The sequence below is a fragment of the Streptomyces sp. NPDC056161 genome, assembly GCF_042268025.1.
Lineage (GTDB): Bacteria > Actinomycetota > Actinomycetes > Streptomycetales > Streptomycetaceae > Streptomyces.
Genome location: NZ_JBHJUV010000002.1, coordinates 370,643 through 396,009 on the forward strand (window position 1 = coordinate 370,643; position 25,367 = coordinate 396,009).

22 protein-coding genes and 2 pseudogenes are annotated in these 25,367 nt (G+C 67.3%); 10 read left to right on the top strand and 14 right to left on the bottom strand.

From position 1 onward, the window contains the following. Window positions 1-174 precede the first annotated feature (174 nt). Window positions 175-417, top strand: a complete 243-nt coding sequence (locus ACFC09_RS03525) for a DUF5302 domain-containing protein (RefSeq protein ID WP_376523531.1) — start codon at window positions 175-177, stop codon at window positions 415-417. Between the two features lie 217 nt (window positions 418-634). Here ACFC09_RS03525 and ACFC09_RS03530 read toward each other — a convergent pair whose 3' ends face one another. Beyond that, a complete protein-coding gene (locus ACFC09_RS03530; RefSeq protein ID WP_376523534.1) occupies window positions 635-1,519 on the bottom strand; it encodes a transposase in 885 nt (294 codons plus the stop codon). A gap of 70 nt (window positions 1,520-1,589) precedes the next feature. On the opposite strand from ACFC09_RS03530, the gene ACFC09_RS03535 reads away from it, so the two are divergent. Then, the gene (locus tag ACFC09_RS03535; protein ID WP_376523536.1) at window positions 1,590-1,979 is read left to right on the top strand and encodes a hypothetical protein; all 390 of its coding nucleotides are present in this window, start codon (window positions 1,590-1,592) and stop codon (window positions 1,977-1,979) included. A gap of 202 nt (window positions 1,980-2,181) precedes the next feature. Here the strand turns inward: ACFC09_RS03535 and ACFC09_RS03540 are convergent. From ACFC09_RS03540 to ACFC09_RS03560, 5 genes and pseudogenes are all read right to left on the bottom strand, one after another. Next, a pseudogene (locus ACFC09_RS03540) lies at window positions 2,182-2,790 on the bottom strand (thymidine kinase); the annotation flags it as partial. Between the two features lie 539 nt (window positions 2,791-3,329). Beyond that, a complete protein-coding gene (locus ACFC09_RS03545) occupies window positions 3,330-3,752 on the bottom strand; it encodes a hypothetical protein (RefSeq protein ID WP_376523539.1) in 423 nt (140 codons plus the stop codon). A gap of 7 nt (window positions 3,753-3,759) precedes the next feature. Then, a complete protein-coding gene (locus tag ACFC09_RS03550) occupies window positions 3,760-8,127 on the bottom strand; it encodes an RICIN domain-containing protein (RefSeq protein WP_376523644.1) in 4,368 nt (1,455 codons plus the stop codon). A 1,290-nt stretch (window positions 8,128-9,417) separates the two neighbouring features. Continuing rightward, window positions 9,418-9,567: pseudogene (locus ACFC09_RS03555) on the bottom strand (IS1380 family transposase); the annotation flags it as partial. 199 nt (window positions 9,568-9,766) lie between these two features. Further along, window positions 9,767-11,359, bottom strand: a complete 1,593-nt coding sequence (locus tag ACFC09_RS03560) for a tyrosine-type recombinase/integrase (protein ID WP_376523542.1) — start codon at window positions 11,357-11,359, stop codon at window positions 9,767-9,769. 153 nt (window positions 11,360-11,512) lie between these two features. Here ACFC09_RS03560 and ACFC09_RS03565 point away from each other — a divergent pair, with 153 nt between their 5' ends. Continuing rightward, complete coding sequence (locus ACFC09_RS03565) at window positions 11,513-11,758, top strand: helix-turn-helix domain-containing protein (protein ID WP_376523544.1); 246 nt, start codon at window positions 11,513-11,515, stop codon at window positions 11,756-11,758. Between the two features lie 190 nt (window positions 11,759-11,948). Then, complete coding sequence (locus tag ACFC09_RS03570) at window positions 11,949-12,830, top strand: hypothetical protein (RefSeq protein WP_376523547.1); 882 nt, start codon at window positions 11,949-11,951, stop codon at window positions 12,828-12,830. A 47-nt stretch (window positions 12,831-12,877) separates the two neighbouring features. On the opposite strand, the gene ACFC09_RS03575 is transcribed toward ACFC09_RS03570, so the two are convergent. From ACFC09_RS03575 to ACFC09_RS03590, 4 genes are read right to left on the bottom strand one after another with little or no spacing between them, the layout of a single operon-like run. Continuing rightward, window positions 12,878-14,071, bottom strand: coding sequence for a cytochrome P450 (locus ACFC09_RS03575; protein ID WP_376523550.1), 1,194 nt, complete (start codon window positions 14,069-14,071; stop codon window positions 12,878-12,880). Further along, window positions 14,068-15,264, bottom strand: a complete 1,197-nt coding sequence (locus ACFC09_RS03580; RefSeq protein ID WP_376523551.1) for an MAB_1171c family putative transporter — start codon at window positions 15,262-15,264, stop codon at window positions 14,068-14,070. The genes ACFC09_RS03575 and ACFC09_RS03580 overlap by 4 nt, the downstream gene beginning before the upstream one ends. 2 nt (window positions 15,265-15,266) lie before the next feature. After that, window positions 15,267-15,830 carry an ImmA/IrrE family metallo-endopeptidase gene (locus tag ACFC09_RS03585; RefSeq protein ID WP_376523554.1) on the bottom strand — a complete coding sequence of 188 codons (564 nt, stop codon included), beginning with the start codon at window positions 15,828-15,830 and terminating at the stop codon, window positions 15,267-15,269. Between the two features lie 6 nt (window positions 15,831-15,836). Further along, the gene (locus tag ACFC09_RS03590) at window positions 15,837-16,334 is read right to left on the bottom strand and encodes a helix-turn-helix domain-containing protein (protein WP_376523557.1); all 498 of its coding nucleotides are present in this window, start codon (window positions 16,332-16,334) and stop codon (window positions 15,837-15,839) included. Between the two features lie 883 nt (window positions 16,335-17,217). Between ACFC09_RS03590 and ACFC09_RS03595 the strand changes: the two genes are divergently transcribed. The 5 genes from ACFC09_RS03595 to ACFC09_RS03615 all read left to right on the top strand — a co-directional run bounded on the left by ACFC09_RS03595 (window position 17,218) and on the right by ACFC09_RS03615 (window position 21,856). Further along, window positions 17,218-18,342 (top strand): ParB/RepB/Spo0J family partition protein, encoded by a 1,125-nt coding sequence (locus tag ACFC09_RS03595; RefSeq protein WP_376523558.1) that lies wholly within the window; start codon window positions 17,218-17,220, stop codon window positions 18,340-18,342. Between the two features lie 217 nt (window positions 18,343-18,559). Then, entirely contained in the window at window positions 18,560-18,847 is a 288-nt protein-coding gene (locus ACFC09_RS03600; RefSeq protein ID WP_376523561.1) for a hypothetical protein, read from the top strand. A gap of 198 nt (window positions 18,848-19,045) precedes the next feature. After that, window positions 19,046-19,456, top strand: a complete 411-nt coding sequence (locus ACFC09_RS03605; protein ID WP_376523563.1) for a hypothetical protein — start codon at window positions 19,046-19,048, stop codon at window positions 19,454-19,456. Window positions 19,457-19,592: 136 nt separating this feature from the next. After that, window positions 19,593-20,933: a hypothetical protein gene (locus tag ACFC09_RS03610; RefSeq protein ID WP_376523566.1), complete on the top strand. Its 1,341-nt coding sequence runs from the start codon at window positions 19,593-19,595 to the stop codon at window positions 20,931-20,933. Between the two features lie 2 nt (window positions 20,934-20,935). Then, entirely contained in the window at window positions 20,936-21,856 is a 921-nt protein-coding gene (locus ACFC09_RS03615; RefSeq protein WP_376523568.1) for a ParB N-terminal domain-containing protein, read from the top strand. 321 nt (window positions 21,857-22,177) lie between these two features. Here ACFC09_RS03615 and ACFC09_RS03620 read toward each other — a convergent pair whose 3' ends face one another. Further along, complete coding sequence (locus ACFC09_RS03620) at window positions 22,178-22,786, bottom strand: alkaline shock response membrane anchor protein AmaP (protein ID WP_376523571.1); 609 nt, start codon at window positions 22,784-22,786, stop codon at window positions 22,178-22,180. 28 nt (window positions 22,787-22,814) lie between these two features. Further along, entirely contained in the window at window positions 22,815-23,063 is a 249-nt protein-coding gene (locus tag ACFC09_RS03625) for a DUF6286 domain-containing protein (RefSeq protein ID WP_376523647.1), read from the bottom strand. 173 nt (window positions 23,064-23,236) lie between these two features. On the opposite strand from ACFC09_RS03625, the gene ACFC09_RS03630 reads away from it, so the two are divergent. Further along, window positions 23,237-23,602, top strand: a complete 366-nt coding sequence (locus ACFC09_RS03630) for a transposase (RefSeq protein WP_376523573.1) — start codon at window positions 23,237-23,239, stop codon at window positions 23,600-23,602. On the opposite strand, the gene ACFC09_RS03635 is transcribed toward ACFC09_RS03630, so the two are convergent. Beyond that, entirely contained in the window at window positions 23,551-23,871 is a 321-nt protein-coding gene (locus ACFC09_RS03635; protein ID WP_376523575.1) for a DUF4387 domain-containing protein, read from the bottom strand. The two genes, ACFC09_RS03630 and ACFC09_RS03635, sit on opposite strands and share 52 nt — an antisense overlap. Next, window positions 23,868-25,238, bottom strand: coding sequence for an acyclic terpene utilization AtuA family protein (locus ACFC09_RS03640; protein ID WP_376523578.1), 1,371 nt, complete (start codon window positions 25,236-25,238; stop codon window positions 23,868-23,870). The genes ACFC09_RS03635 and ACFC09_RS03640 overlap by 4 nt, the downstream gene beginning before the upstream one ends. Window positions 25,239-25,367 lie beyond the last annotated feature (129 nt).

Consider the following 25,367-nt stretch of genomic DNA (forward strand, 5'->3'; position numbering starts at 1 on the left):
ACCCTCCCGTGCGTACGCCTACGAGATGAACGCCCACGTGGTGTGCCCGGCCGCGAGGCGATACCCACCGTAGCCGGAGCCGAGATGATGCTGCCGGAACCCCGCACCCGGCACCCCGCGCTGCGCCCGGCATGACAAGCTGTGCTTCCCACTGCCCGAACCCAGGAGGTCACCATGACCGCAGAGTCAGCATCCACAGAAGGTTCGGAGCCGACCGACCCCGAGACGTCCGCTCTGGAACCCGACAGCGACGGCCACTACGACCTGAAACGCAAGTTCCGGGAGGCCCTGGCGCGCAAGCGCGGTGCGCAGGCGGACGCCGCTGACCTCGCTGCGAACGTCGATGCGTCGAAGGTCCGCAGGGCGCACGGCCCGGCTGCGAGCCAGCGGTCGTTCCGACGCAAGAGCGGCGGCTGAGTCGATCAGTTCCGCGATTCGGCGCCCTACAACACACCCCCTGGGCGCCACGAACTCGCACCCTGTATCGAGGCCCAGGATGTGCGCATACCCGCGTGCCGGTTGCCGGTTGCCGGTGAGGTCGTAACCGATGGTCTCCGCCTGTGAAAACGGGCCCAGCCGCGGTCGGCGCGGGTCAATGGAGTCGTCGCGGCGGACTTGGTGTTGTCCGTGCCGCTCAGTTTGCAACCAAAACCAGGACATCGTAAGCGAGTTCGATTCTGTCGGCGAGAGTCACCGTGCGCGCGGCCGGGGACGCGACGGCTGCGGGCACGCCGAGCCGCAGGTCCAGGTCGGGTTTGTCCAGGTCGGCGGGCTGCCGTAGCGTGATGCACTCGGCCAGCCAGGCACCGGTCCAGACCATGCACAGGTCGCTTCTAGATGATCTAGTCCAAGGGGTCAGTGATCGTAGGCGATCAGTGAGCGTAGGACGGTTTGTCCGGTGGCGTCGTTGTGCCAGATCGCGGCGGTCAGCGCGAGGATGCCTTGCTTCGGCTGCCAGGAGGTCAAGGAGGGTCTCGCGTTCGTCAGCCTTGGCCCCGGTCAGGGCGAAGGCGATGGGCAGGCCCTGAAGGGTGCAGACCAGGTGCAGGCGCAGGCCCCAGAAGAAGCGGCTGTGGCTGGCGCAGTAGCCGTATTCGGCCCAACCCGCCAGGCCGGAGCGTATGACGGTCTCGCGGGAGCGGCCGCATTCCACCGGGGTGGAGTCCACGACCCATACGTCGCCGCTCCACACCGAGATGGTCGTGGCCAGGATCTGGTTGACGCTTCGCATCGGACCGGCGGCCTTGCGCAGCCGCTTGTTGTAGCCGGACTGCTGGGGCAGGTGGGGGAAGAGGTGGCGCAGGTGAGCACGGTGGGCACGGGCATGGCGGAGCCATTTGGCCTCGGAGGTGTAGCCGAGTATGGCCTGCATCGTGGCGAGGGTGACCAGTTCGGCATCGCTCAGGCGGGGCGTAATGCCGACCGGTGGGCGCCACGGCGCCAGGTCGGGATGCTCCTTCAGCATGTCGTCGGTCGTCGCATAGAGCGCTGTCGCGAGGGTGTCCACGTCGTTCGTCACAAAACGATCTTGGAGACCCTCGTTCTCGTCTCCGCAGGCACCCCTTGGACCACACCACCAGGAGGAACCAGTGTCATACCCGCAACTGCTCAGCCCCGAGGAGAAGCTCGCCGCCGCGAAGAAGCTGTTGAGCCTCCCGCGTATCGTCGTGATCTGCGGCTCCACCCGCTTCATGACCGAGATGAACGAGGCCGATCTGCGGGAGACCAAAGCCGGAAAGATTGTGGTCAAACCGGGCTGTGACATGAAGTCGCCGCAGGAACCTTGGTCCGATCCTGTCGAGGCAGAGGCGCTGAAGGTTCGACTCGACGATCTGCACCGGGCGAAGATCCGGCTCGCTGATGAGGTGCTCGTAGTCGGCGACTACATCGGAGACAGCACCCGAGCCGAAATCGCCTACGCCCGGTCGCTGGGCAAGCCCATGCGGTTCACGCACCCCGAAGTCGACCCTGACGCCTGACCGCCCGCTGCCACCTCGACAACCAGGGCCGGCAGCCCGCCTGACCGTCTCGCGGTGGCTTCGGCCGCCGCCCACCCCACACCCTCCGCAGGCATCCCTTGGAATTGATCATCTAGGGTGCGGGCGTCGGACTGACGGCTCAGCGGCCGTGTAGTCGCCATGGCCGCCGCCACGGCCACGGCGCGGCAGACAGGTTCGAGGCTCAATCGGGGGCAAACGGCAGGCCGTCCGGCGAGAACACGCCGGCACGCGCAGTGGCGCTCGTCATGCGGCGGCGGTGATGCCGTCGGCACAACACCTCATAGCCGACCTCCGCGGAGGAGCCGTTCACGTCACCGACGACAACCTGCTCACCCTCCACGACCATCGCGCCACCCACCGTGCGGGCATTGTGCGTGGCACGCGCCCCGCACCAGCACATCGCCTCGACCTGAAGGGTCTCGATCCGGTCCGCCAGCTCGATCAGCCGCTGCGAGCCCGGAAAGAGCCTGGTCCGAAAGTCGGTCGTGATACCGAAGGCGAAGACATCGAGGCCCAGGTCGTCCACGACCCGCGCCAGCTGATCGATCTGCTCCGGCGCCAGGAACTGCGCCTCATCCACAATCAGATAGTCGACCCTGTCGCCCTGCGACATACGACCCACCACATAGGCGTACAGATCCATCCCCGGCGCCGCCTCGACAGCCTCCGTCACCAGACCGAGCCGCGAAGACAGCTTCCCCTCCCCCGCCCGGTCATCGCGCGTGAATATCACGCCCTGCAAACCCCTTGCCGACCGATTGTGGATTCGCTGTAGAGCAAGTGTCCTTTTACTTGGGAATTCGCCATGTGCGGGCGACGTCCGTCTGCGAGATGCTGCCGCCGCCGCACGGGAGACCTAAGTGGCCGCATGCCCCAACAGCATTCCTGGGTTCTCCATTCCCGAAGGACCGCGGACCCGGCGACTCCAGTACCGTCGGGGTCTCGGCGGCCCTGCTTCCCTCTTTGTCACCGTCAGCCAGATCCACGCATACAGTAAACAGAACGTCGGCAGCAGTCTCGGGCGGCAGGCATCGGTTCCGCGCTGAGGAACGGGCGGCAACAGATCCTTCCAACCTCCATCCGCAGAGTGGAGCCGCTGAGAATCTGAACGAGCAATTCCGAAGCGGCAGCCATACCCCTACTCCGAACGACTGTTCATGGTTTGACTTCGCGGGAACGGATGCTTAGGCGGGGAGGCGGAAGGCCGTCTCCCCGCCGGAGGGGTGGAGGTCACCGGAGAGCGGTGGCCTGTCTTCCGCTACGAGGTCCAGGTCGAGCGCGCGTACCCACACCGAAACCGCGCGGTGCCGACGATGCCTGAAAGATGGGTCAGGGCTGGAATCCCTTGACGAAGACCGCAGTCCCGTAGGTGTGCCCGTCTGCCTTCTCGACCTGGAATCCCGCCGAGGTGAGAATTCCCAGGAGGGCGTCCCGCATACAGGAATGGACAGTTTCGTAATGGCGGATCGCGTGCGGCAGATCTGAAGGATCGACTCCGCCCGCCAGAAGGTTCACAGCGGCAGTCGTCAGTTCCGCCTCCGTGTTCCATTCCACCAGCACACCGCCGACGGCGAGAGGGTCCACCTGGACCTCCGCCCCGGGCCTGCCTTCGAACTCGCCTCCGAGGTCACCCCGGTGAACGGGAATCCCGGCCCGGGCCAGTGCGCGGCAGGCTTCTTCAGCCAGCGCGTCACGCTGGGCGAGGACGTCCGGCGGGGCTTTCGGCGGCAGATCGAATCCGTGCTCGGTCATGCGTCCTTCACTTCTCTTCCTGCTCTCGGCCTGTCAGGGAGCGTGCTGAACGCCCCCCGCCGGCGAGCTTGACGTAACTGGCCAGCAGCTGCTTCGCCGCGCTCTCGATGCCTGGGTAGTAAGGGACCGACCACGTGATCGGTGTTCCCTCTTTGAGGGCATCGGCCAATTCGGAGGCGCAATCACCACAGGGTTGCCGCTCAGTGTACAGAGCGGTGATCTGGTGAGGGTCGAACCCCTTCGCCTTCAGCTTGTCCAGAATCGCTGTCTCCGAGTGACCGGCGAAACTGCTGCTCGCGACCACGAGGTCCCCGGTCTTGGGGTCGTTCCACCCCGGCACCTTGGCGACGGCGACATTGTGCTGCGCCCCGTAGAAACCGGACTCCGTTCTGAACTGGTAGGCCACGCGGCTCAGCTCGTCGCTGCCGTAGCGGATCAGGCCCGTGGGGCATCCCTCGGCCGCCACGGATGCCTGTGCGGTCAGATGCCTGAGGGCCCCGCTCCTGGTACAGAACTCGACGAATTCGTCGATGGCCCGGTACCCGATTCGAGCGACGACATCGTCGGCCAGCCCGAGGGTGCGCAGCGCGTTGAGGGCGTCGGTGAAACCGATGCCGGTCCGCGCGGCGGCGTCCGCCGCCTTGACGGCGTCCGCGATGGGCCTGAGGATCTTGCCCGCGAACAGGGTGGCGACGTCCACGGCTGCCCATGCGCATCCGCTCCAGCTTCCGTCACCTCCTCCAGGAGCGACCTTCTGGACGCACTTGATCCAGTGCCCGAGGAGGATGTCCACCGGGTCGATGCCCTCGTTGAACTCCAGCATCGAGATTGTGTCGGTGACCTCGGAGGACAGTTCCGCGGTCGAGTAGTCGCCGAGGTACAACGTCGAGCTGGTTGGACACTGGAAATTCGAGAGGTCCAGGTCCTGCGCGGTGCACAGGTACAGGTCAAGGACGGCCTTGAACCGGATCTTCGCAGTGATCTTGCAGTCGCCGGTGTGGATGATCGGGTTGCAGTTCTGCTTGTTGATCACCTCCGGCTCGCCGAGCTTCTCCACCTGGTCGACTACGTAGAACATGTTGCCGATGGAGGCGCCGCTTTCGTCGACGACGGTTCCCGAGGAGATCTGACCGGCGTTCCCGGCTGCTTCGGCGCGTTCGGCTGCTTCCTGGGCTTCCTTTGCGTACTTGTCGGCGTCTTTAGCCGCCTGTTCGGCTTCGGTGGCGGCGGTGTCGGCGCGGTCGGCTGCGTCGCGGGCGTCCTGGGCGTCCTGTTCGGCCTGGGCGGCTGCGGTGCGGGCGGCTTCGGCGTCGAGTTCGGCGGAGTCGGCGGAGTCGCGGGCGTCCTTGGCGTAGCTCTCCGCGTTGCCTGCGGCCTTGTCGGCGGCTGTGGCGTCGGTGGTGGCCTGCTGGTCGTAGTCGATGGTGCGGGCCAGGGAGGCGGCTGCGGCGGATGCGGCCTTGGCGGCGTCGGCGGCGTAGCCGAGGGCTTCCTTGGAGTAGGTGCGGGCGTCGGCGGCGTACTGGGCGGCGCCTGCCGCGTGCTGGTATGCCTCCTTGGCGTCGCCGGTTGCCTGGTCGGCGATGTTCTTGGCGGCCTGGGCCTCGGCGGCTGCGTTCTTGGCGTGTGCGTCGGCGACAGCCTGCTGCTGCTCGGCGATGGACTTCGAGCCTTGTCCGGTCAGCACGACCAGACCGGCCGCGGAGTCGGTGTCGATGTAGGGTGCGCCGAGCTGGATGGCGTCGTTGGCGGGGTCGGCGACCTGCTGGGCGGCCTTGCCCGCATCCGCCGCGGCCTGTGCCGTGACGTGGGCGAAGCCTGCGGAGGTGGCCGCGGCCGAGCGGGCGTTGCCGGCCTCTGTCTTGGCGGCGTCGGCCTGCGTTTTGGCGTCTTTGGCGTGCTGTTCGGCCTCGTCGGCAAGCTTGACCGCGGTGTTGGCTTCGGTGGCGGCGTCCTGGGCTGCCGTGATCGCGTCGGCCGTGGCGCTGGTCGCGGTCTTCACGGCCGCGTCGGCCTTCAGTTTGTCGGCCTGTGCGGCGTCCGCGGCTGAGCGGGCGCGTTTGGCTGCTGCTTCGGCGCGGGTGGCGGCTGCGTCGGCGTCGGCCGCGGCCTGGGTGGCGGCGTCCGCCTCGGAGCGTGCCCGGGCGGCGGCGGTTTCGGCGTCGTCGGCATGCCCGTCGGCCTCGTTCGCGGCGGCGCGGGCGGCATCCGCTGCTTCGCCGGCATCGAGGGAGTCTGCGTAGGCGTCCTTGGCGTCGGCCTTGGCGCGGGCGGCATCGGCTTTCTGCTCGGCGTCCCAGGCGTCATCGCGCAGGGACCTGGCGTGGTCGGCTGCCCTGACCGCGTCATCGCGCCGGTCCTCGGCCGTCTTCTCGGATGCCTCGGCCTTGTCCTTGGCGTCCTTGGCCGTCGCCGCCTGGGCTTCGGCGTTCTTGCGGTGCTCGGCGGCCTCGGTGCGGCTCGCTGCGGCGTTGTCCTTCTCCGCCCTGGCCGTCTTCTCCTCGGCCTCGGCCGCGAGTCGTTTGGCGTGGGCGTCGGCTGCGGCGGCCTTCGCGTCCGCCTCGGCCTTGACCGCGACGGCGAGTTTTGCCTCGGCCGTCTCCTTGTCCTGTTTGGCGTTGTCCCGGTGGATCCTGGCGGCGTCCGCGGCGGCCTTGGCCTGCCACTCGGCCCTGGCGGCAGCCTCTTTGCGGAACTCCGCCTTCGTCTGGGCGGTCTGTGCCAGGGCGCGCTGCGCGATGGTCTGGCTGTCGCCGGCGGAGGCACGGGTGGCGGCCTCGGCCGTCTCACCGGCCTTCTCCAGGGCCTGCAGCGCAGCCGCCACGCCCCTGGTGACCTGGTCCTTCTGCTGGCCGACCAGCAGACCACGGCCTCGCGGCGCCCCGTTCGCGTCAGCGATCTGGTAGGCGGACTGAAGCGCCGTGTCGGAGGCGGTCGCCGCCTGCTGCCCGGCAGCGAGCTGGGTCTTGAGGACGGCGAGTTGTTCCTTCGCATGCGCCTGCGCGGCCGTGACACCCCGCTTCGCCTTGTCGAACTGGGCCTGGCTGGGGTAGCCGAGCCTGTCGTCGCCGGTGTGGCCCTTGGGGACGATCAGGAACTTCTGCGCGCTTGAGTTGTTGCACGCCGACAGCACGGCATCCTGGCTGGTGGCGAACGTCGGCAGGTGCACGCATTTGCCCGTGGCTGCGTTCCGCAGCGCGCCCGCGCTGCGGACGTCGAACGTCCACTGCAGTGCCGTGCTGTCGCCGCAGTCCCGGATGTCGATCTTCGTACCGTCGGCGCTGCTGCCGTTCAGTACCTCAAGGCATTTGCCCGAGTTGGGGTTCAACAGTTGGTAGCCGCCGTCGTAGGACGCCCAGATCTGCCACTTCTGGGCGGCGCTGCCGTTGCAGGTGTAGATCTGTACCGGGGTGCCGTTCGTCATGCCGGCGCCCGCCACGTCCAGGCACTTGCCCGTGGCCCCGGGGACCTGGATCTCCAGCGGGGCATCACCGATCCAGCCGATGCCGCCGGCGCTCCAATGGTCCTGCCAGCGGGTGAGGTGGTCGGCTATCCAGGACTGGCCGAGCAGGTCGCCCATGGCCGTCGCACTGGCCTTCAGGGCGTCGGTGGCGTCCTGGTTCGCGTCCAGGATCTGGTTCCGCTGGGTGGCCTGCGAAGCGATCTCCTGCTGCCACTCGGCCGATGCGGCAGCCACCTCCTGTCCCAGGACCCGGTCCGGATCCACCGGACCACGCCAGGCACACGCCGCGAAGCGGGACTTCAGGTCCTCCACATCGACCCGGAATTCAAGACTGCCGGTCTCGGGGGCGCTGCGGGCGAAGCCACCGGCGCCCAGGAACAGGCGGGCGTTGTCGGCGCCAATCGGCTCCAGGGGCCGGTTGACCAGGCGCTCCCACGCCTGATTCTCCTCGTAGTCCCGCTTCCAGGTGGGCAGCGCTGGGTCCGGGTCGTTGCCGTAGAGGGGGGTGCCCAGGTCCTTCACGGCCTTCGCCGTGGCCTCGTCAGCCCGAGGAGTCGGGTCCTCGTAGAAGGTGTCCTCGCTCCGCCACCACTGCTCACCCGACCACTGCGGCAGCCCCGTCCGCGCGAAGAAATCTTCCTTCCCGTCCGGCGGCGTGAAGAACCCCCCGAACGAGTATCCGAGGGGCGTGGCCAGACCATTGAGCGGGACCGGCCAACTCTTGCGGGTGGTATCGCGACGTGCGGAATCACTGTCCAGAAGCACTCGGTCCTGCTCGAACATCCTGGACAGCGGGGTGTCGTCCCAGTACTGGCGGTTCGCCGCGGCGTGCAACGCGTCCGGCGCCTGATTCAGCGCGTCCCGCGCAACACCGGACATCGACGGGCCGCCCAGCCGCAGGACATCCGCCATCAAGCACTGGTCCTGCCGCAGTTGCTCGGCGGCCGCGGTGTCGAAACCGTCATAGCTGTCGGCGACAGGGGCGAGGTCGCCGAGGCCGCTGGACCGGGCCGGCAACCCCGGCTGCACCACCAGGGCACCGAGCACCGCCACGGCCACCGTGGACGTCACAGCAGATGTAAGCCATCGGGGTCTTCGCGCCCCGGACACACGGAACCACGGTCTATAACGCAAGGAACATCCCTTTCATCGTCAGATGGCTGCACGCCGAAAGCGGGACCGCAGGACGGGAAGAATCACCGCCGTACGACATCCTGAGAAGAACTCAAGGCAATACGCCGACAACGGGACTGACATGGATTCCGGAACGACGGCACAGCAATACAGCCCCTCCCCCGTGAGCAAGCAGCCCCCCGGCTGCTGATACACACGCCCGGGACCGGTCAGGCATCCGGCGCGCGCCGCCTCACCGTAAGCGGCCACAGCAGCTTTCCGCACGAATATTCGACACACGCGGCTACGGCAGTGGCGTGAATCATTCGCACCACCAGACCGAGCCCAAGGGGCAGGAGAACTCACAGGACTCAAGATCTTCCTGTGCTGACCCTGCGCGCAATCCATGTAAAGCTGGTGCAGCTGAGCGTTCCGAAGGTGCGCCTGAACGATCAGAGATGGCTGACTTCCACCCCCCTCGCGGACACCACGCACGCCCCGCCGGCACGCTCCGCCCAACCACGTGAACCGTGCCCCACGTCACAGCGGGCCCTTGGATGCCAACAATTCCCGGATCGCCCGATCCTGTACTGCTGACGTACAGCGACACGGTCAGTATTGACGGATGCCACCTTCTCCAACGTCCCAGCGAGATCGCTGCACCAGGAATCCGGCAGTTGGAGGGCCGGGGCGTCGGACAGGTCCGGTTGGCCGACGCGCACCGAAGGATCCGCCCGGTAGGCAGTATCGTCATCGACAGCGTCCTGGCGCCTTGTCCTGAACCACTCCGGGACCGGTGGGGCGCTTCGACGGCCGGTCGAGATCGGCCGCGAAGAAGGCCGACGCAGCCTTCAAGATGTCGTCAGCCTCGATCTTGCATGAGGGTTCGTCAGCTTGCTGACTAACCCTTTTCTGCTCGTTCAGAGCGGAGATTTCTGTTTGCGGGCATCATGGCGGCCCGGCTGTCGCGTCGGATGGACTCCGGGTTCCACGGCTCCGGGGTGGTCCTGCTCGTAGGGGCGGGAGGCTGTCGGTCAGCCTGGGTTCGGAAGGGCATCGAGCCGTTGCAGTGCAGCGGTGATCACATGTGTCCAGGGCGATCTGGACGATCTCCAGCCAGACCTGGTTCTGCGCCGCATCGTGTAGGGGCAGGTTGCGCAGGCCGGTGGAGCGGGCGGCGCGGATGCGGTCCTCGGCGCAGGCCCGCCGGCGGTGCCGCAGCGGGGCTTCGAGCAAGGCCATGAAGTTACGGGTCGGGTCTGTTGCTGAGAGTGGGTTCTGATCCGGAGGAACGCCGGACTCGTAATGCGTAGGTCTCGGGTTCGAATCCCGAAAGCGGCTCCATCTCTGACCAGGGGAAACGGATCGGACAGAAGGCCCCTGCAAGGTCGCGGGGGCTTTCTGCGTGAGCGGATGGGAACATCCTGGGAACATGCCGTCAGGCAGCGTCCTCGGTGGGAACATCCGGGGTTTCCTCGGTGACCTCCTGGCCCTCTTGCGGCTCGTCGTCCGCTGAGGCATTGCCCCCGGTCTGCGGCTGCGGGATGACGCGTTTGCGTGAGCGGGGTACGACGGACACGGTTGCCTCAGCGGCCTCGCGCTCTACTTCCGCGAGGACGGTGGTGTAGATGTCGGAGGTTACGCGGATCGAGGAGTGGCCGAGCCTGCGCTGGACGGTGACCATGGCCACGCCTGCCCGAAGGGCGAGTGTCGCTGAGCCGTGGCGGAGGTCGTGCAGCCGGATCGGCGGCAGGTCGACCCTCTTGTAGAGGCGCGCGAAGCGGTCGGAGAAGTACTGAGGGTGGTACTCCGTGCCGTCCTCAAGGGTGAAGACCCGGCCGCTGTCGGTCCACTCTCCAGTGGATTCGAGCCACTCCTGCTTCTCGGCCTGCTGGCGGTCGCGCCACCACCGCAGCAGGGCGATCGTGTCCTCGTCCAGGGATATGTCGCGGATGTTGTCGGACTTCGGGGTGTCCTCGTGCGGCTCGTAGGCGACGGTGACGATCTCCTCGGTGATGTGGATGGCGCCGACGTCGAGGTCTACCTCTGCCCAGGACAGGGCACAGGCTTCGCCGCGGCGCAGGCCGAGGAAGGCGATGATGACCCATAGGGGGTAGAGGCGGTCGTAGACCACGGAGTCGAGGAACTTGCCGGTCTGTTCTGGAGCCCAGACCATGACCGGGGAGGGTTTCTTGCCGGTCTTGCGCCAGGCTTCGACGCGGGCGGCGGTCCACTCCAGTGCCTTGGCCTTGCGTACCCGGGGCGTCTGGATCATGGATGCCCAGTTGTCGGTGATCATCCGGCGTTTGCGGGCGTCTTCGAGGGCGGAGCTGAGCGCCATCTTGATGCGGTGCTGGGTGGCGGGGCCGGTCTGGCGGCGAGGGCGTGCGAGGGTGGCCTTGAGGTGGGCCTTGGCTTCGTTCCAGGTCTCTCGCAGCTGCGGGTCGCGAGGGGCGCTGGCATCGCGCCATGCTGCGTGCGCTTTCTTCTCGGCCTCGCGGGCCAGTTGAGCTGCCGCCTGGTCCTTCAGCTTGGCCTTGTTCTCGGCTTGGACGGCGGCGAACATCTCTTCGAGGTGTCGGGGCCGGAGCCCACGGAGCTTGATGTGCCCGAGGTATGGGGTGAAGTAGAGGCGCAGGTAGTCCTCGTAGCTCTTCTTCGTGGTGGCCTTGAGATCGTGCTGGTTGTCGAGCCAACGGCGCAGGTAGTCGCCGACGGTCTCGTCCGACAGGACGTCGACTCCTGCCATGGCCTCGGTATAAACCTTGGCTGCTTCGGCGGCTGCCTTCTCCTGGGTCTTGAAACCGCCCTTCTTGGGGTGCCGACGCTTGCCGCCGGGGCCGGGTGGGAGTTCGAAGCTGTAGTACCAGGAGCCGTGGTCCCGCTTCTTGAGAAGCGGGCAGGCGGTCTCCAGGTAGCCGATCTTGGGCGTTCCGTCGTCGTTGAGGACGGGCTGTCCATTCCTGGGCCCGGCCTTGTGGGTCATGGGGCCCTTGCAGGCACACCGCTTGTAGGTCTTGTCCTCGAACATGCGCCTTCTTCCCTCGCCCTCGCCGCCCGTGATCCGGGGGCTGCCAGTCGTTCCTTGGTCGCGTTGCGCGATCTGTGTTGATCTTCCGAGGGCTGTCGGACACTGAGGTAAAGTCGCGGGCAGGTTGGCGCGGGGGAGATTGCGACCAACGACATGACTGCTCAGGACACGGACGGGCAGGCTTCTGCTGGGGCGATGGGCCTGGAGGAGCTGTTGTCGCTTCCGGTCACGGTCAATGTGGTGACCGCGGCTCGGGCTCTGGGGATCTCGCCGAACAAGGCGTATCAGTTGATCCGGGACGGCCGGTTCCCGGTTCGTACGCTGCCGTTGGGGAGCACGGTGCGGGTGCCGACGGCGGCGTTGTGGGAGGCACTCGGAGTCGAGGGCACTCACGTGTAGGGGTTGCCGCAGGACTCCGTGGAATATGCCGTTTTACCGATATAGGACCACCCTTTGCAGCAGTGTGGCCTATCTTCGTTACCATAGGAGGTGTACTGGGGTCGGCGAAGGCTGGGGAGATTCTGTGCCAAGGCTGTACGGGTTCGCGGATACGGCGTTCAGAAGGCCGAAGGCTGACGAGGTAGGGCCGTTGCAGGAGGCGGCCAACCGGCGGGAGGCAGAGCAGCCCTACGAGGAGATCACGGGTTGGATGAACGCGGAGGGCCACCGCACCACCCTCGGCAACGAGTGGCGGCCCCACGTTCTGGCCGCGGTCCTGGACCACCCCGCCATCGCCGGTCTCTTCGAGGACGAGGACGGCAACCTGCTGCCCTCCGGCGGGCCGGAGCTGATCTCGCCCGAGCAGTTCCGGAAGATCCGTCAGATGCGCCCCAAGCATCAACCGGGAGCCGCCCAGGCGCCGGAACGGGAGTACATGCTGAGCGGTAAGCGCCTGGTGTGCGGCTTGTGCGGCTACGTTCTCGGTGGTGCTCCGTCCAACGCGGGCAGCCGCGGCCACCGCTGCCCGCCGAGCAGTCCACGGCGTCCCCGGGGCTGCGGGCGTGTACGGATCAACGCCGACCTCCTGGAGACGTATGTCGGTGAGCACGTGCTGGCCGAGTTGGCGAAGCCGGGAGTGAGCGCCCTGGTGGAGAAGGCGCGCGAGCAGGCCGAGCAGGAGGCGGCCTCGCTGTTGGAGCGCATCGAGCATGACCGCCAGCGCCAGAGTCGCCTTGGCGAGGACTTCGCGAAGGCGCGCGACGTGTCCTTGTCCGCTTTCAAGGCGGCAGACAAGGAGTTGTCGAAGCAGATCCGCGAGGGCAGGCAGGAGCTGCGCTTCCTGGAGCAGCTTGCGGGCGTGAGCGTCGCTGGTGTTCCGGACCTCGTGAAGTGGTGGAAGCACGCGCCGCTCGCCTCGAAGAGGGCACTGACGTTCCTGCTGCTGGACAAGATCGCCGTCTATCCGGGTGGCCGGGGCTCGCGCACGGTGGACTCCGACAGGGTGGCCCTGACCTGGCGTACATGGGGATGACCGCCCCCAGGGGGTGAACTGTGCGCGTGCGTACGTCGAGTGGGGTGTCATGCCACGGTGACGGGTAGTTCCCGCAGGGCGTGTGACCGCCAGGAGTGGCGCCAGCGCACCTCGTGCGGTGCAGCGGCCAGACGCAGTCGGGGGAATCTGTCCAGGAGGGCGGAGAGCGCGGCCTCGACCTCGATGCGGGCCAGCGCAGCGCCGAGGCAGTAGTGCAGGCCGTGTCCCAGGGAGAGGTGGGCCTTGTCCGCCCGGCGGATGTCGAAGCGGTCCGCGTCCGGGTAGCGGTCGGGGTCCCGGTTCGCAGAGGCAAGGCAGAGCATCACCGTTTCGCCCCGGGGGATGCGGACGCCGCCGATGTCGAGGTCTTCCAGCGGAAAGCGGCGGATGGCCATCTGGTTGGGGTGCGCGTAGCGGAGTATCTCCTCCACTGCGTTCGGACGGAGCTTCCGGTCGGCCTGGAGCGCGGCGAGCTGTTGAGGATGCTGGAGCAGGGTGTACACCCCGGTGGTGATCACGTGCTGGGCGTTCTCGCTTCCGGCCATGAGGATCAGGAAGGCGAGAGAGACGAGTTCGTCCTCGTTGAGCTTGTCGCCCTCGTCCCGGGCGGCGATCAGTCCGGAGAGAAGGTCGTCGCCGGGGGCGCGCCGGCGCTCGGCGACCAGGCCGGTCAGGAACTCCTGGATCTTCTTGATGGCTTCGCCGGCCTGCCCGGGGTGCTCGGGGGCGAACATGGTGCCGACCCAGGAGGAGAAGGCGAGCCGGTCCGTGTCGGGAACGGCCAGGAGGTCTCCGATGACCGTGATCGGAAGCGGGCTGGCGTAGACGGCGGCCAGGTCGTGGATGCCGCCTCCGTCCAGGGCATCAGCCAGCCGGTGGGCTGACGCCTCGATCGTGCTGCGCATCTGCTCCACGCGACGGGCGGTGAAGGCTTGGCTCACCAGTCGGCGCAGCCGCAGGTGGTCCGCGTGGTCGACGTTGAGGAGGTTGGCGTCCAGGGCCGGCGGAAGGGAGAAGCCCCGGAAACCGTGCGTCGAGTGGGCTTTGTTCACCGACAGCTGCGGGTGGTTCAGTGCCGCTCGGACGTCTCGTTCTCTGGGGACGAGCCAGATGAGTGAGCCCTCGGGGGTCGCGAGGTGGTGTGCGGCGCCCTCGACGCGAAGGCGCGCGTAGGTGGCGTACGGATCCGCGAAGAAGCCGGCATCGAAGAGGCACGGAGGGGCGGTGTCCGGGAAGGTCATGCTCGGCTCCCATTCTGTGGTGCTGCGGCCGGAGCTGTTCCCGCTGCGGTCATCGGGACCAGGAGGGACCGGCGGAAGTGGCGGGCGAGCTTGTGCTGGAAGGACAGCTCTGCCGCCAGGTCCGGAGGCTCGGCGAGCCGCGGCATGACCGAGTGGTCCGCGGGCTCGGCCCCCTCGGCCTTCGCCTCGATGGCAGCCGTGAGCTGTCGGGCCTCGGCGAACGCGAGGAGGTCGTCGCCGCGGAGGTCGAGGCTCTCGCCCTCGCGCCGGGCCGCTGCTGCCGCCTCCGGTGTCATCCACAGGCGCAGAGCCCACTGGGCGTCCCGTATCTCGACGACCATGCGGTACAGGCGCGTCTGGAGGTCGTCGTCAGGGCCCAGTTCCAGCACGGGATCGGGCACGTGCGCGGTGATCTGACGGTGCAGCGGAGCGAGTTGGCGGTGCACCCACTGGCGGTAGAACCGCTCTTGCGCGGTCGAGAGGTACCGGCCCCAGTCCGGCAGAGTCCAGCCGATCGTCTTGCCGACGATCCCGACCAGGAGCGCGAGGGGGGCGAGCGGTTCCCATGCCTCACCGGAGATGCCGAATTGGCCCGCGATGATGTCGGCGGCGCGGCAGCCCCCGTAGACGAGTGACGAGGGCAGGGTCAGCGCGACAAGACGCAGGCCGCGGCGGAGCCACGGCCGAGGGGAGACACGGGCGTGTTTCCAGCAGAGGACGCAGATGTCGATCTGGTTCCAGAAGTAGGCCACGATGTAGATCGACAGGTACGCCGGATAGAACCGCGCCGTCGTCAGCGCGAAGTTCGTCGGGAGTTCACTGGCGTTGGTCGCATAGACGAACAGCACGATCATGGCGCTGATGACGAGACCGATGGCGAGGAGCCTGAAACGCGCCTTGCGCCAGGCAACACCCCGTTCGTAGGTGAGATGCAGCAGGACCAGTTGCTGGCAGCCGGCCAGGACCATGGCCAGGACCTGCGTGAAGAGTCCCGCGAAGTTCACGACGCCGACGAGTCTGCTCGTAGCCACCCAGACGGTCGGCGTTGACACAGTGAAGATCACCGTGGACACCAGGAAGTTCCCGCATAACGCCCACTGCGCCGGCGAACGGTCGATGCGCAGGATGCGGAGCTTGTAGATGAAGGCGACGCAGCTCACTGCGGCGCAGATGGGGTACACAACGCTGTTCATCGCTACCTACAGGGGCGGAAAGGGTCCAAGGCCGACAGACGGGCTACGAGGTCTCGCGCCTCTGGCGGCACGGTCCGTGTGCGCTCGGAGCTCCAGGTGCTGATCTTGCGTCCGATGAGGGATCCGATGTACTCGGCTTCGTGTTCCACGTCGGTGTGCGAGTGGTCCCGGCCAAGGACCCGGCGTACGAGTCCGGGATCCAGAGACGGTGTGAACAGCTCCGTGAGGAGCGGGACGGCGGTTTCTGTGGTGTGTTCGCAGATGAGGTGGCCGACTTCGTGCAGGACCACCTGGCGTTGGTGAACCGGGGCCAGACGTGCCTCGTAGATGATGAAGTCCTGGGCTTCGGTCTCGATCAACAGGCCGTCGGGGCTTCCGAGTGGCAGAGGCAGGCCCAGGACCTGGATGGGCCGTCCGCGAAGCTGGCTGAGTCTGTTGCAGAGGACCGGGACAGTGAGATGCTCCCTCTTGGGTAAGCCGAGGGAGCGGACGCGTGCTTCGCAACGCTGCTTGAAGTCGTCGTGAGGCTGATGGCTTGTCGTCTTCCGGCGTTTTCGTGAGCACATCGTGCGTTAACTGCCGCTTTCTTGTGGGGGGTTGCGCTCTACTGCGGGTGGAAGCTCCTGCAGAGCATCACGGGCCTGCTCGGCGATTCCGGTGAGCAGGCGGGTGAGTTCTTCCACGGAGACGGCGGGCAGGCCGGTGGGGGCGGCCCTGCGCGCCGCGACGCCCTCGACTCCCTGCTCCCGCAGTCGTTCCAGTGCACGGAACTCCTCCGTGATCTGCTGGTAGACGGCGTCGTCGAGGAAGTAGGCGATGCGCTTGATGCCGAGGCTGTGGGCCACTTTCGCGAGGGTTTCGAGCGTGACGTTCGCTCCCTCGGCGGATTCAGCCTGAGCCAGCGTGCGGACTGAGACGTTGGCCCTCTCCGCAAGCACGGCGAGAGTGAACGGACCTTCGGGGTGGTGGTGACGAAGGTGCCGCAGCCGTTCGGAGACCGTCCGCTTGGAACTGCGGATCAGTTCGTCCAGCGACTGATCCGGTTCGTCGACGGGGTGGTCATCTCTCATCGGGCCTCGTCCCAGCGTACGTTCACGGACATGCAGTAGGATGCACGCTTCATGCAGTTTATTGCAAGCCTGATCGTTTGAGGCGTAGGCCGGGGCTTGTCAGTGCCGAGCCGGGCGCGGGACGCGGCATCCGATCGGGACGGCCGTCTGGAGAGGCGAGGAGTCGGCATGCGTCATCGCCGGGAAGGTACCGACCAGTTGACATGCGGTCGGCGGGCTGCGGGGATACGGGCGGTGAGGGGGTCGTGAAGATGTCGCCCGCTGAAGTCCCGTCGGAGCAGGCCGGACTTGATGAGGCGCGGATTGGCCGTCTTGCAAGTGAGCCGCCGCACGTGATCGGGCCGTCGAGTCCAGGCGCCCCCGCGCCGCAAGAGGCCAGGGAAGTGGCGGAGGTGCTGGCGGTGCTGAAGTGGACCGCGGGGTCGGACGAGGCGGATTCCGGTGCGTCGTGAGCTGCGGCTCAGTCACAGATAGGTGGCACTGTTGAAGTCGTGATAGATTCACCACGTCAATCGACGACTTCCGCTGGGGGTCCCGGTTGATGGCGCCGCGCAAGCGACGCCCTTCCCTGCTCCTCGCGGGCGGCCGACCCCCCGCGCCCCGCCCGCGAGGAGTCGACCACGTCGGCGTGGTCGGTGGGGCAGGCGATGGGAGCAGAGCCCGTCGCGGCCGTGAGGCCGCGGCGGGCTCACTCTTTCCCCTTCGCGCACGGTCGACGCCGCATCCCCCTGTCAGTAAATTCGCGCGAAATTCGCCGATTTGAATTCTCGAAATTAAAAGGAATTCCCTACTTGCTTTAGCGGCGTATGCGATTAAGATATAAGTGTAAGAACAACGGGAAAATAAAAAAGAGTTTTCCCTGAATTTAAGGAAGGCGCGGGAAATGTTCGCGAACCTCAAGATCTCGGAAATTGCCCGGAATCCGGAGCAGCCCCGCAAGTTCTTCGACAAGGCGAAGCTCGATGAACTGAAGGAAACCATCAAGGAGAATGGTCTCCTTCAGCCGATCGTCGTCCGTCCGGTCGAGGGGGGCGAAGCCCCCTACGTGCTGATTGCGGGCGAGCGCCGGTGGAGGGCCTGCTCGACACTCGGCATGGACGTGATCCCGGCCATGGTCATCAAGAACACCAGCGAAGAGGACGCATACGTCAAGAGCATCGCCGAGAACGTCGGCCGCGAGGACATGACCATCATGGAGGAGGCCGGTGCGTACGCCGACCTCAAAGCGGCCGGCTGGACGCCGGTGAAGATCGCCAAGCAGTTCGGCAAGACGGAGACCCACATCACCTGGCGCCTCGGCCTGCTCACCCTGCGCCCGGAGGTCGCCGACATGGTCGACAAGGGGCAGATCAAGAACAACCTGGCCTGGCACATCGCCCAGCTCAGCCCGGCCAATCAGATGGTCGCGGCCATGCGCTACGTGCGCGGCGACTTCGACAGCGAGGCGGAGGCCCAGCACTTCGCCAACGGCCTGAAGATGATGGAGACGCAGACTTCCCTCACCGGCGAGGAGGCTCCCAGTGAGGAGGAGAGGGAGAAGCGGAAGGCGGCCAAGGCGCAGGCCAAGGACAAGCTCGGCAAGGCCGAGGACATCCTGATCCAGCTCTTCGAGGAACTGGGCGGCCAGAAGCCCGAGGACCTGGCCGTCATCCTCGGCAGCGACCTCGACCGCTACGTGCGGGTCGTCGGCAAGATCTACAGCCAGGTGCAGAAGGTGCGGAACATGCTGAGCAAGGCGCAGGGCATCCAGCGCGCCATGGCGGACGAGTTCAACAAGGCGGCCGTCGAGGTCCAGCAGGAGGCCGCCCAGCAGAGCGAGACCAAGCCCGAGGGGGCGGCCAAGGCCCCGGCGCAGTCGAGCGCCAGGAAGGCGGCGCCCAAGCCCGCCGCTCCCCGGGCGAAGGCCGCGGGCACGGCCAAGAGTGCCCCCCGCACCGTCCCCGCACAGAAGAAGGCGGAGCCCGCCACCGGGACCGCCAAGAAGGCGGACTCCGCGGCAGCGAAGTGAGGTAACGGAGGCGCGGCCGGGGACTGACTCCCGGCCGCGCCTCTTCGCGGTGTGCGGCTTCTGTGCGCAGCACTGGCGCCGGCCTCCAGATTGCGCGCAAATATATTCGAGAATTCCGGAAATCAATTCCCGGCGAATATGTACTAGGCTCTCGAATTCCACTAAAATTATGAATGTAAAGCAGGTTCTCAACTCAACAGTGGAAAAGAGGGTGTAGATGACGGACAGCTCTCAACTGGACTGGGGTACGGCATCGGCCAACCCGGGTATCCGGCAACTCACGGGCTTCCTGGATCACCTCATGAACTCGGCGAGGGACAGGGTTCCCGGTCCGGCGTCCGATTTCATTGTCGAGGCGGAGGAAACCACAGCATCGCGGCTCGCGAACGAGTGCAACCGGGTCCTGCGTGTGACAGCCGAGTTCCCGGACAGTGAACCCCAGGTCTTCGACGTCACGGTCCATCTGGCACAGCCCATCAGTCGGAAGGCCGGCCCCGAGGACTGAGGCTCACCGGTCCGGACCGGACCTCAGCGTCTGGTCCGGACTTGCCCTCTCCCGGCATCGGAGGGCTGGGCCCACAGGGTGCTCCCTGTGTGCCCGGTACTGCTCAGGGCCCGCAGTCCGAGTGGAGACGCCACAACACCTGCACGAGTACCACGTGCCCGCGGCTCACCGCGGGCGCAGCGCGAAAGGAACAGCCCGTTGCTGACCCTCTTCACCAACCGCTACCAGGCGTTCCAGCCCCCGCAAGGGGTGCCGGTGCGTATCACCCTGAGCGCCCCGCGGTTCAAGCTCCCCTACCCGCTCCAGCACGCGGTGCGGGAGCTGGCGCCGCGCCGGGAGTATTTCACCAAGCCACTCCCGGAGTTCACCGCCGCCTACCGGGCCGACCTCGACGAGGTCGGCCCTGGACGCATCGCGGAGCGGTTGCGGGCCATCGTGAACGCGGAGCAGGATCACCGACTGGTCCTGCTCTGCTTCGAGGACCTGTCCGACGCAGCGCAGTGGTGCCACCGCAGGATCTTCGCCGCCTGGTGGAAGGACCTCACCGGCGACGAGGTCCGTGAGCTGTCTCCGATAGCCGACCACTACGAGCAGGGAACCTTGATGTGAGCCGCACCCTGCGCCCCAAAGATAGGTGACATGATTCCAAGAGAGTTTCCACTCTTGGGGTCAGGTTCTGTGCAGCGCCCGGACCGGTCCCCAGCAGTCCGGGCGCTGCCTCGCGCAGGAGGAAAGGCAAGGAGAGATGTTCCAGGGCACTATCCCCGCCCCGATGCGTGCCATCGTCCGGGAGACCGCGGCCGGTTGGCCACGCGGGCCGGTGTACGTGCCGTGCTGCGGGAACTTCACCATCGAACGCAGCGTGGCCGGCATGGGCTTCGAACTGCACTCCTCGGACGTCTCGATCTACACCAGCGCCGTCGGCCGCTGGCTCACCAGGCAGCCCGTCGGCATCCGGCTCCACGACGAGAGCCGGGACCAACTCCACTGGCTCGCGGACTCGCTGGACGACGGCGTGGGCACAGTGGCCACGATGATGCTCGGCACCCGGTTCCTGGCGAGCGTCGGCCGCGAAGGACTCTGGCACGAACGCGTCGTGCGCTCCTACCGGGACCAGTGGAAGACCAAGCACGCCGAGACAGTCCAGCGGCTGACCGCCTCCGACATCGAGCTGGCCTCCTACCAGGTAGAGGACGTGCGTTCCTGGCTGCAGAAGGTGCCCCGCGATGCCCCGGTCTGCTCCTTCCCTCCCTTCTACGGAGGCGGGTACGAGAAGCTGTACGAGCCGCTGAACACCCACTTCGACTGGGACGCCCCCGAGTACGAGCCCCTGTCCGACGCCGACGTGGTCGATGTCCTCGGCGCGATCACGGACCGGCCGTACTGGCTGACCGCTTCCAACCACGACGTGCCCGAGTTGCACCCCTACCTGCGCGGGGTGATCAAGGCGACCCCGCGGGCCGCTCCCTTCTACGTCTACGCCTCCGCCGCACCGACCCGGATCGTCGCTCCCCGCCAGCCGATCGAGCCGGTCAAAGCCCCGCGCCTGCGAGCGGGCGAAGAACTCGTCGGACCCCTCAAGCTCGCCCTCTTGAAACAGGGCCAGTTCAACGCGCTGCGCTCCCAGTACCTCAACCCACGCATCGCGCCCGGTGCCGCGAACCTCGCCGTCGCGGTCAGAGACGGCACGGGCAAGATCCTCGGTGTCTTCGCGATGGCGCCGAGCAGTTACACCCCGGACGAGGCGTACCTGTTGTCAGACTTCGCGGTGGCGCCGACGGACTATCCGCGGCTGTCGAAGCTGATCGTGCTGGCCGCGATGAGCACGGAAGCGCAGTTGCTGTGCCAGCGGGCGTTCTCGCGCCGGATACGGGCGGTGTCCACGACGGCGTTCAGCAACAACCCCGTGTCGATGAAGTACCGCGGGCTGCTGCGGCTGACCAAACGCGGCCCATCGAATGAGGACTGCTGGCAGTACCAGCTCCAGTACCAGGGCCTGATGGGCGGGCACACGCTCTCCGAAGCCCTTCAATTGTGGGCGAAGCGGTGGGGCGCCCGTGCCACGACGACGAAGACGGGAGTCTGACCATGAAGGAGACCAGCCGGCTCGCCCCGCCTCATATGGTGCAGGGCGACCCGCACACGCTCACCCTGCTGGACGTGAACGCCCGGTTCCTGCCGCACGAGCAGTTCCGGCAGCTCGTTGCCAACATCGAGCGGGACGGCCACCTGACCTCGACCCCGCTGGTGTGGAACGACCGTGACACGGGGCGGCTGGTGGTGTTGTCGGGTAACCACCGGACCCTGGCCGCGATCGAGGCCGGCCTGTCGTCGATCTGGTGGATGCAGATAGACGAGCCACTGCCCCGGCAGCGGCAGATCGCGCTCCAGCTGTCGCACAACGCCATTGCCGGACAGGACGATCCGGCGATCCTGAAGGAACTGTACGACGAGCTGGAGTCGGTGGAGTGGCGCCAGTACACGGGCCTGGACGACAAGGCACTGGATCTTCTGGAGAAGGTCGACGTCACCTCACTGGGCGAGGCCAACCTTGACTTCGCCAGCGTGCAGTTCATGTTCCTGCCCGACGAACTGGAGCGTGCGGAGGCCGCGTTCGATGCTGCCCGGTCGACCGCGACCGCAGACCGCCGATGGGTTGCAGGGCTGGAGCAGTATGAGCTGGTACTTGATGCGCTGGAGACCTCAAGGGCCGCGTACAAGATCGGCAACAGTGCCACGGCGCTCGGTGTGATCCTCTCCGTGTTCGAACGGCACCTGGGGGAGTTGGCCGAGGGCTGGTGCGACGCGGCCACAGGGAAGGCGAACCGGGAGGGGACGGCGCCACTGGAGGCTGTGTTCGGCATTCGGGAGATCTCGGTGGAGACCGCGACTGCTGTAAGAACTGCGATCGACCGCATGGTGCAGGACGGTACTGTGCCCGAGAATGAGCCGTGGCGCGTGCTGGATGTGCTCACGGCTCAGGACAAGCGACACCTCCCCCCGCGGTGACGCAGTCTCCAGCCCTCGAACGGGCGGGGGGAACCGTGGAGCTTCAGAACTCGTAACACGGGGTCCTGGCGCACATCTTCCCGGCCCGCAGCTCGGCCGTGAACTACTACGGGTCCATCACCGTCGACTACGAACACGAACTCGCCCAGCTCGACGACAAGGGGGACCGGCCACTGCGGACTGTGGACACCGACGATCCCGGAGCCGGGCTGTAGTGGGCGTTAACGAACGTGTCAGGAGCCCCGAGCGGGCAGGAGGTTGGTCAGCCGGGTGATCGCGGGGGCACCATGAGAGGTTGAGACGGGAACGGTCGGTCTCCTCCTACTCCGCGCGGTGTGGCTTGTGGCGGACGGACTTCAGGCGGACCTCGGTGGGCATGCCAGGGATGCCTGTGGACCGACGAGCGGTGCGCAGCGGGCCGTCGCAGAGGGCGGCGAGAGTGGCACCGGGCGCGCCCTCGGGGGTGAGGGTGAGCCTGACGCGGGCGCGGGGATGGGCAGGTCGGCCGGTGATGCGTACGGCCGCGTGCTCGACCCCCGGCAGGGCACCGGCTCCGGCCGCGATCGCGTCGCTGAGCGCGCGGTCGCGCAGTTCGACGCCCTCCTGCGGTGGTGTGCCGCCGACGGGCAGTGAGCCGGGGCGGCGTCGGCTCAGCTGGGCGAGCAGCCACCATAGGGCGAGCAGGGCGGTGAGGACGAGGGCGGCGATGACCGCGGGCCACCACCACCAGCCCTGGCTGCTCCAGCGTGCCCGGTCGGCGGAGCCGAGCAGGACGTCGGCCGGCGTGGTCAGGGGCCAGCCGGCGGGCGGGACCAGATCGTGCCGCCGGTAGAGGTCGAGCCCGGCGAAGAGGACCAGCAGTCCGCCGCCGAGCAGGACTATCCCGGTGAGGGCCAGCAGACTGCGGTTGAGTGCGGGTCGCGGCGTCATGGCGGGCTCCCGGTGGTGCGGTTGTCGGTCAGTGGGTGCGTTGCCGCACCCGTACGACGATGCGTGGAGGACGAGCGAGGGCCAGCCGGTCGCGCTCCTCGTCGAGGACGACGGTGAGGTCGTCCTTCACCTGCTGGGGGTCGCGGAAGCGGACCTCCGCGCGGGCTTTGACGCGGTGACGGCGCGCCAGGACGTGCGTCGCGCCGACTCCGGGGACCCGCATCGCGGCGTCACGCAGCAGGCCGGCGGCACCGTCGCGGTCAAGGGAGGCCCGCAGCCGGGGACGGCTCTCGCTGGCCGGGCTGCTGTGCTACCGGCCCGGCCTTCCCGCCCGCCTGTGCTACCGGCTGCGCCGACATACCGGCCGCAAGAGCGAGCGCCGCTCTTGGCGAGAGGGACTACATCCACCTGCTCGACGGCGCCCACCAACTACTCAAGGCCCCGCTGATCGTGGTATGGGACCGGCTGAGCACCCACGTCTCGAAGACGATGAAGGCGCTCGTGGCGGAGCGCGAGTGGCTGACCGTGGTGCTGCTGCCCGGATATGCGCCCGAGCTGAATCCGGTGGAGGCCCTGTGGGCGCACATCAAACGGAGCCTGGCCAACCTGACGGCCCACACCCTCACAGAGCTGGAGATTCTGCTCCGCCAGCGACTGAAGGCGCTGCAGTACCGGCACGGCATCCTCGGTGGATTCCTCGCCGGGACGGGGCTCACTCTCGACAGACCGGACGGACTCTCGTACGCCGAAGTCAGTAGGCGGGATCAGCCGACGGGCTCGGGCACCTCCAAGTCGACCAGTGGCGCGTACTGCTGACCTCCGTAGCTGTCGCTGTCGGTGAGATCGCCTTGGCGAACGGGGCGGGGGAAGGAGACCTTCACCGCCTGGGCGCGCTCGTGACGGACGATCAGGATGCGTGCCGGGTCCGCTCCGTACAGTTCGGCGAACAGCTGGGGAGTGAACACGCATGGTTGCGCGATTCGTTCGAAGCTGGCCTGGTCGCGGGCCACGAAGTCGAAGGTGAGCCAGAACGGGCCGGCGTTCTTGGAACGGATCAGCGAGCACAGGTCGAGCAGCCGGGTCATGCGGTGACCTCTTCGTGGACGGCGGAGAACATCTCGTACGGGGTCTCGGGGAGGGCGACGTGGTGGAGGGTGAAGCGGTAGACGGGGCCGCGGTCGGTCTCCGGCGGGGAAAAGGGGTAGGCGACGGTGCTGGCCAGGCCGTCGTAGCCGTAGATGGGCAGATGGGAGGAGGCGTGGGCGACGAGGGTCGCCACGGCGTGCGCGGCCTCCTGGGTGGGTGCCGTCACTGTGATCAGCATGCCCAGTTCGTGTACGGGCTCCGCGCGCTGTGGGTCGCGGGCCCCGAGGACGGCGTCCTGGCCGTAGAGGCGGTAGTCGATGGTGACGTCGTCAGGGTCGACGCGGCCCTGGAAGACGTCCTGGATCTTGGTGGCGAAGTAGTCGTGAGCGAACGGTAGGAGCTTGGGCAGCTGCTCGATCACGACGTGGTCGCGGATGCCTCCGATCGCGATGGTCTGGTAGCCGACCAGCCGGGAGCCCTCGAGCTTGACGGTGTAGGTCTCGGCCGGCAGGTAGCGGGCGCCGGCCACGCGCACCCGGCGGCCGTCGAGGGCGGTATAGGTGGCGTCGGTCGTGTCCAACGTTCCGGACGGCTCGGCGATCAGGTGGGGGTTGGCGTTCTCGTACAGGGTGTGCGCAGCGACGGAGTGCGGGGTCAGCCGGGAGTCGGGGTCGAGCGGCTCGACGTCGAAGTGGTCGTCGCGCAGGTGGACGAAGAGCCCGTCGGCGCTGGGCGGGATGGCGCAGGCGGCGCCGCACTCGATGGTCTTTGCGGCATGCCAAGTCAGACCGGGGTCGGCGCCGTGCATGTGGGGGTAGGCCGCGTACAGCGCGGTGTCGCTGGCGCGCCCGGCCAGCACCACCTGCGCCCCGTCGCGCAGGGCTTGCTGGATTGGTTCGACGCCCATCATCCCCACGACGTGGCTGGAGATGAGGGTGTCCAGATCCAGTTCCGGGGCACCGTCCAGCGGCTGGATCCGGCCCTCGGTGAAGCGCCGGGCGAGGGTGTCGGAGTCCTGGTCGGAGTAGATCCGCGCCAGGTTGAAGGTCAGGTCTTCCTGCGCTGCGATCTCCCGGGCCATGGCGGCGACACGGTCGACGCCCTCGCCGCGGCCGCTGGTGCCGCAGGATCCGATGATGAGCGGCACGTTCAGGCCGTCGCGGGCCTTGAGTAGCAGTCGCAGGTCGCGGGTGACGGCCTGACGGGACAGTTTGGGCTCACCGCTGCCTAGATAGTACGGGCCGCTGTCGGTGGACCCGGCGTCGCAGGCGATGACGTCGGGCTTCATGGCCACCCCGAGCGCGAGCCACTCGGCGTCGAAGCCCGCACCGAGGGCCCCGGTGGGGGCGAGAATCTTGAACTCCATGTCTCCTCCTTCGCCGGCAGAACCACTCCCGGCTATGCTATTTGCTATAGCAGTACTCATGTGGGCAAGTTCGTACGCCGCGTGACACCACCCGCGCGGGCAATCCCTGCTGGGGACTGCGGGATTCCT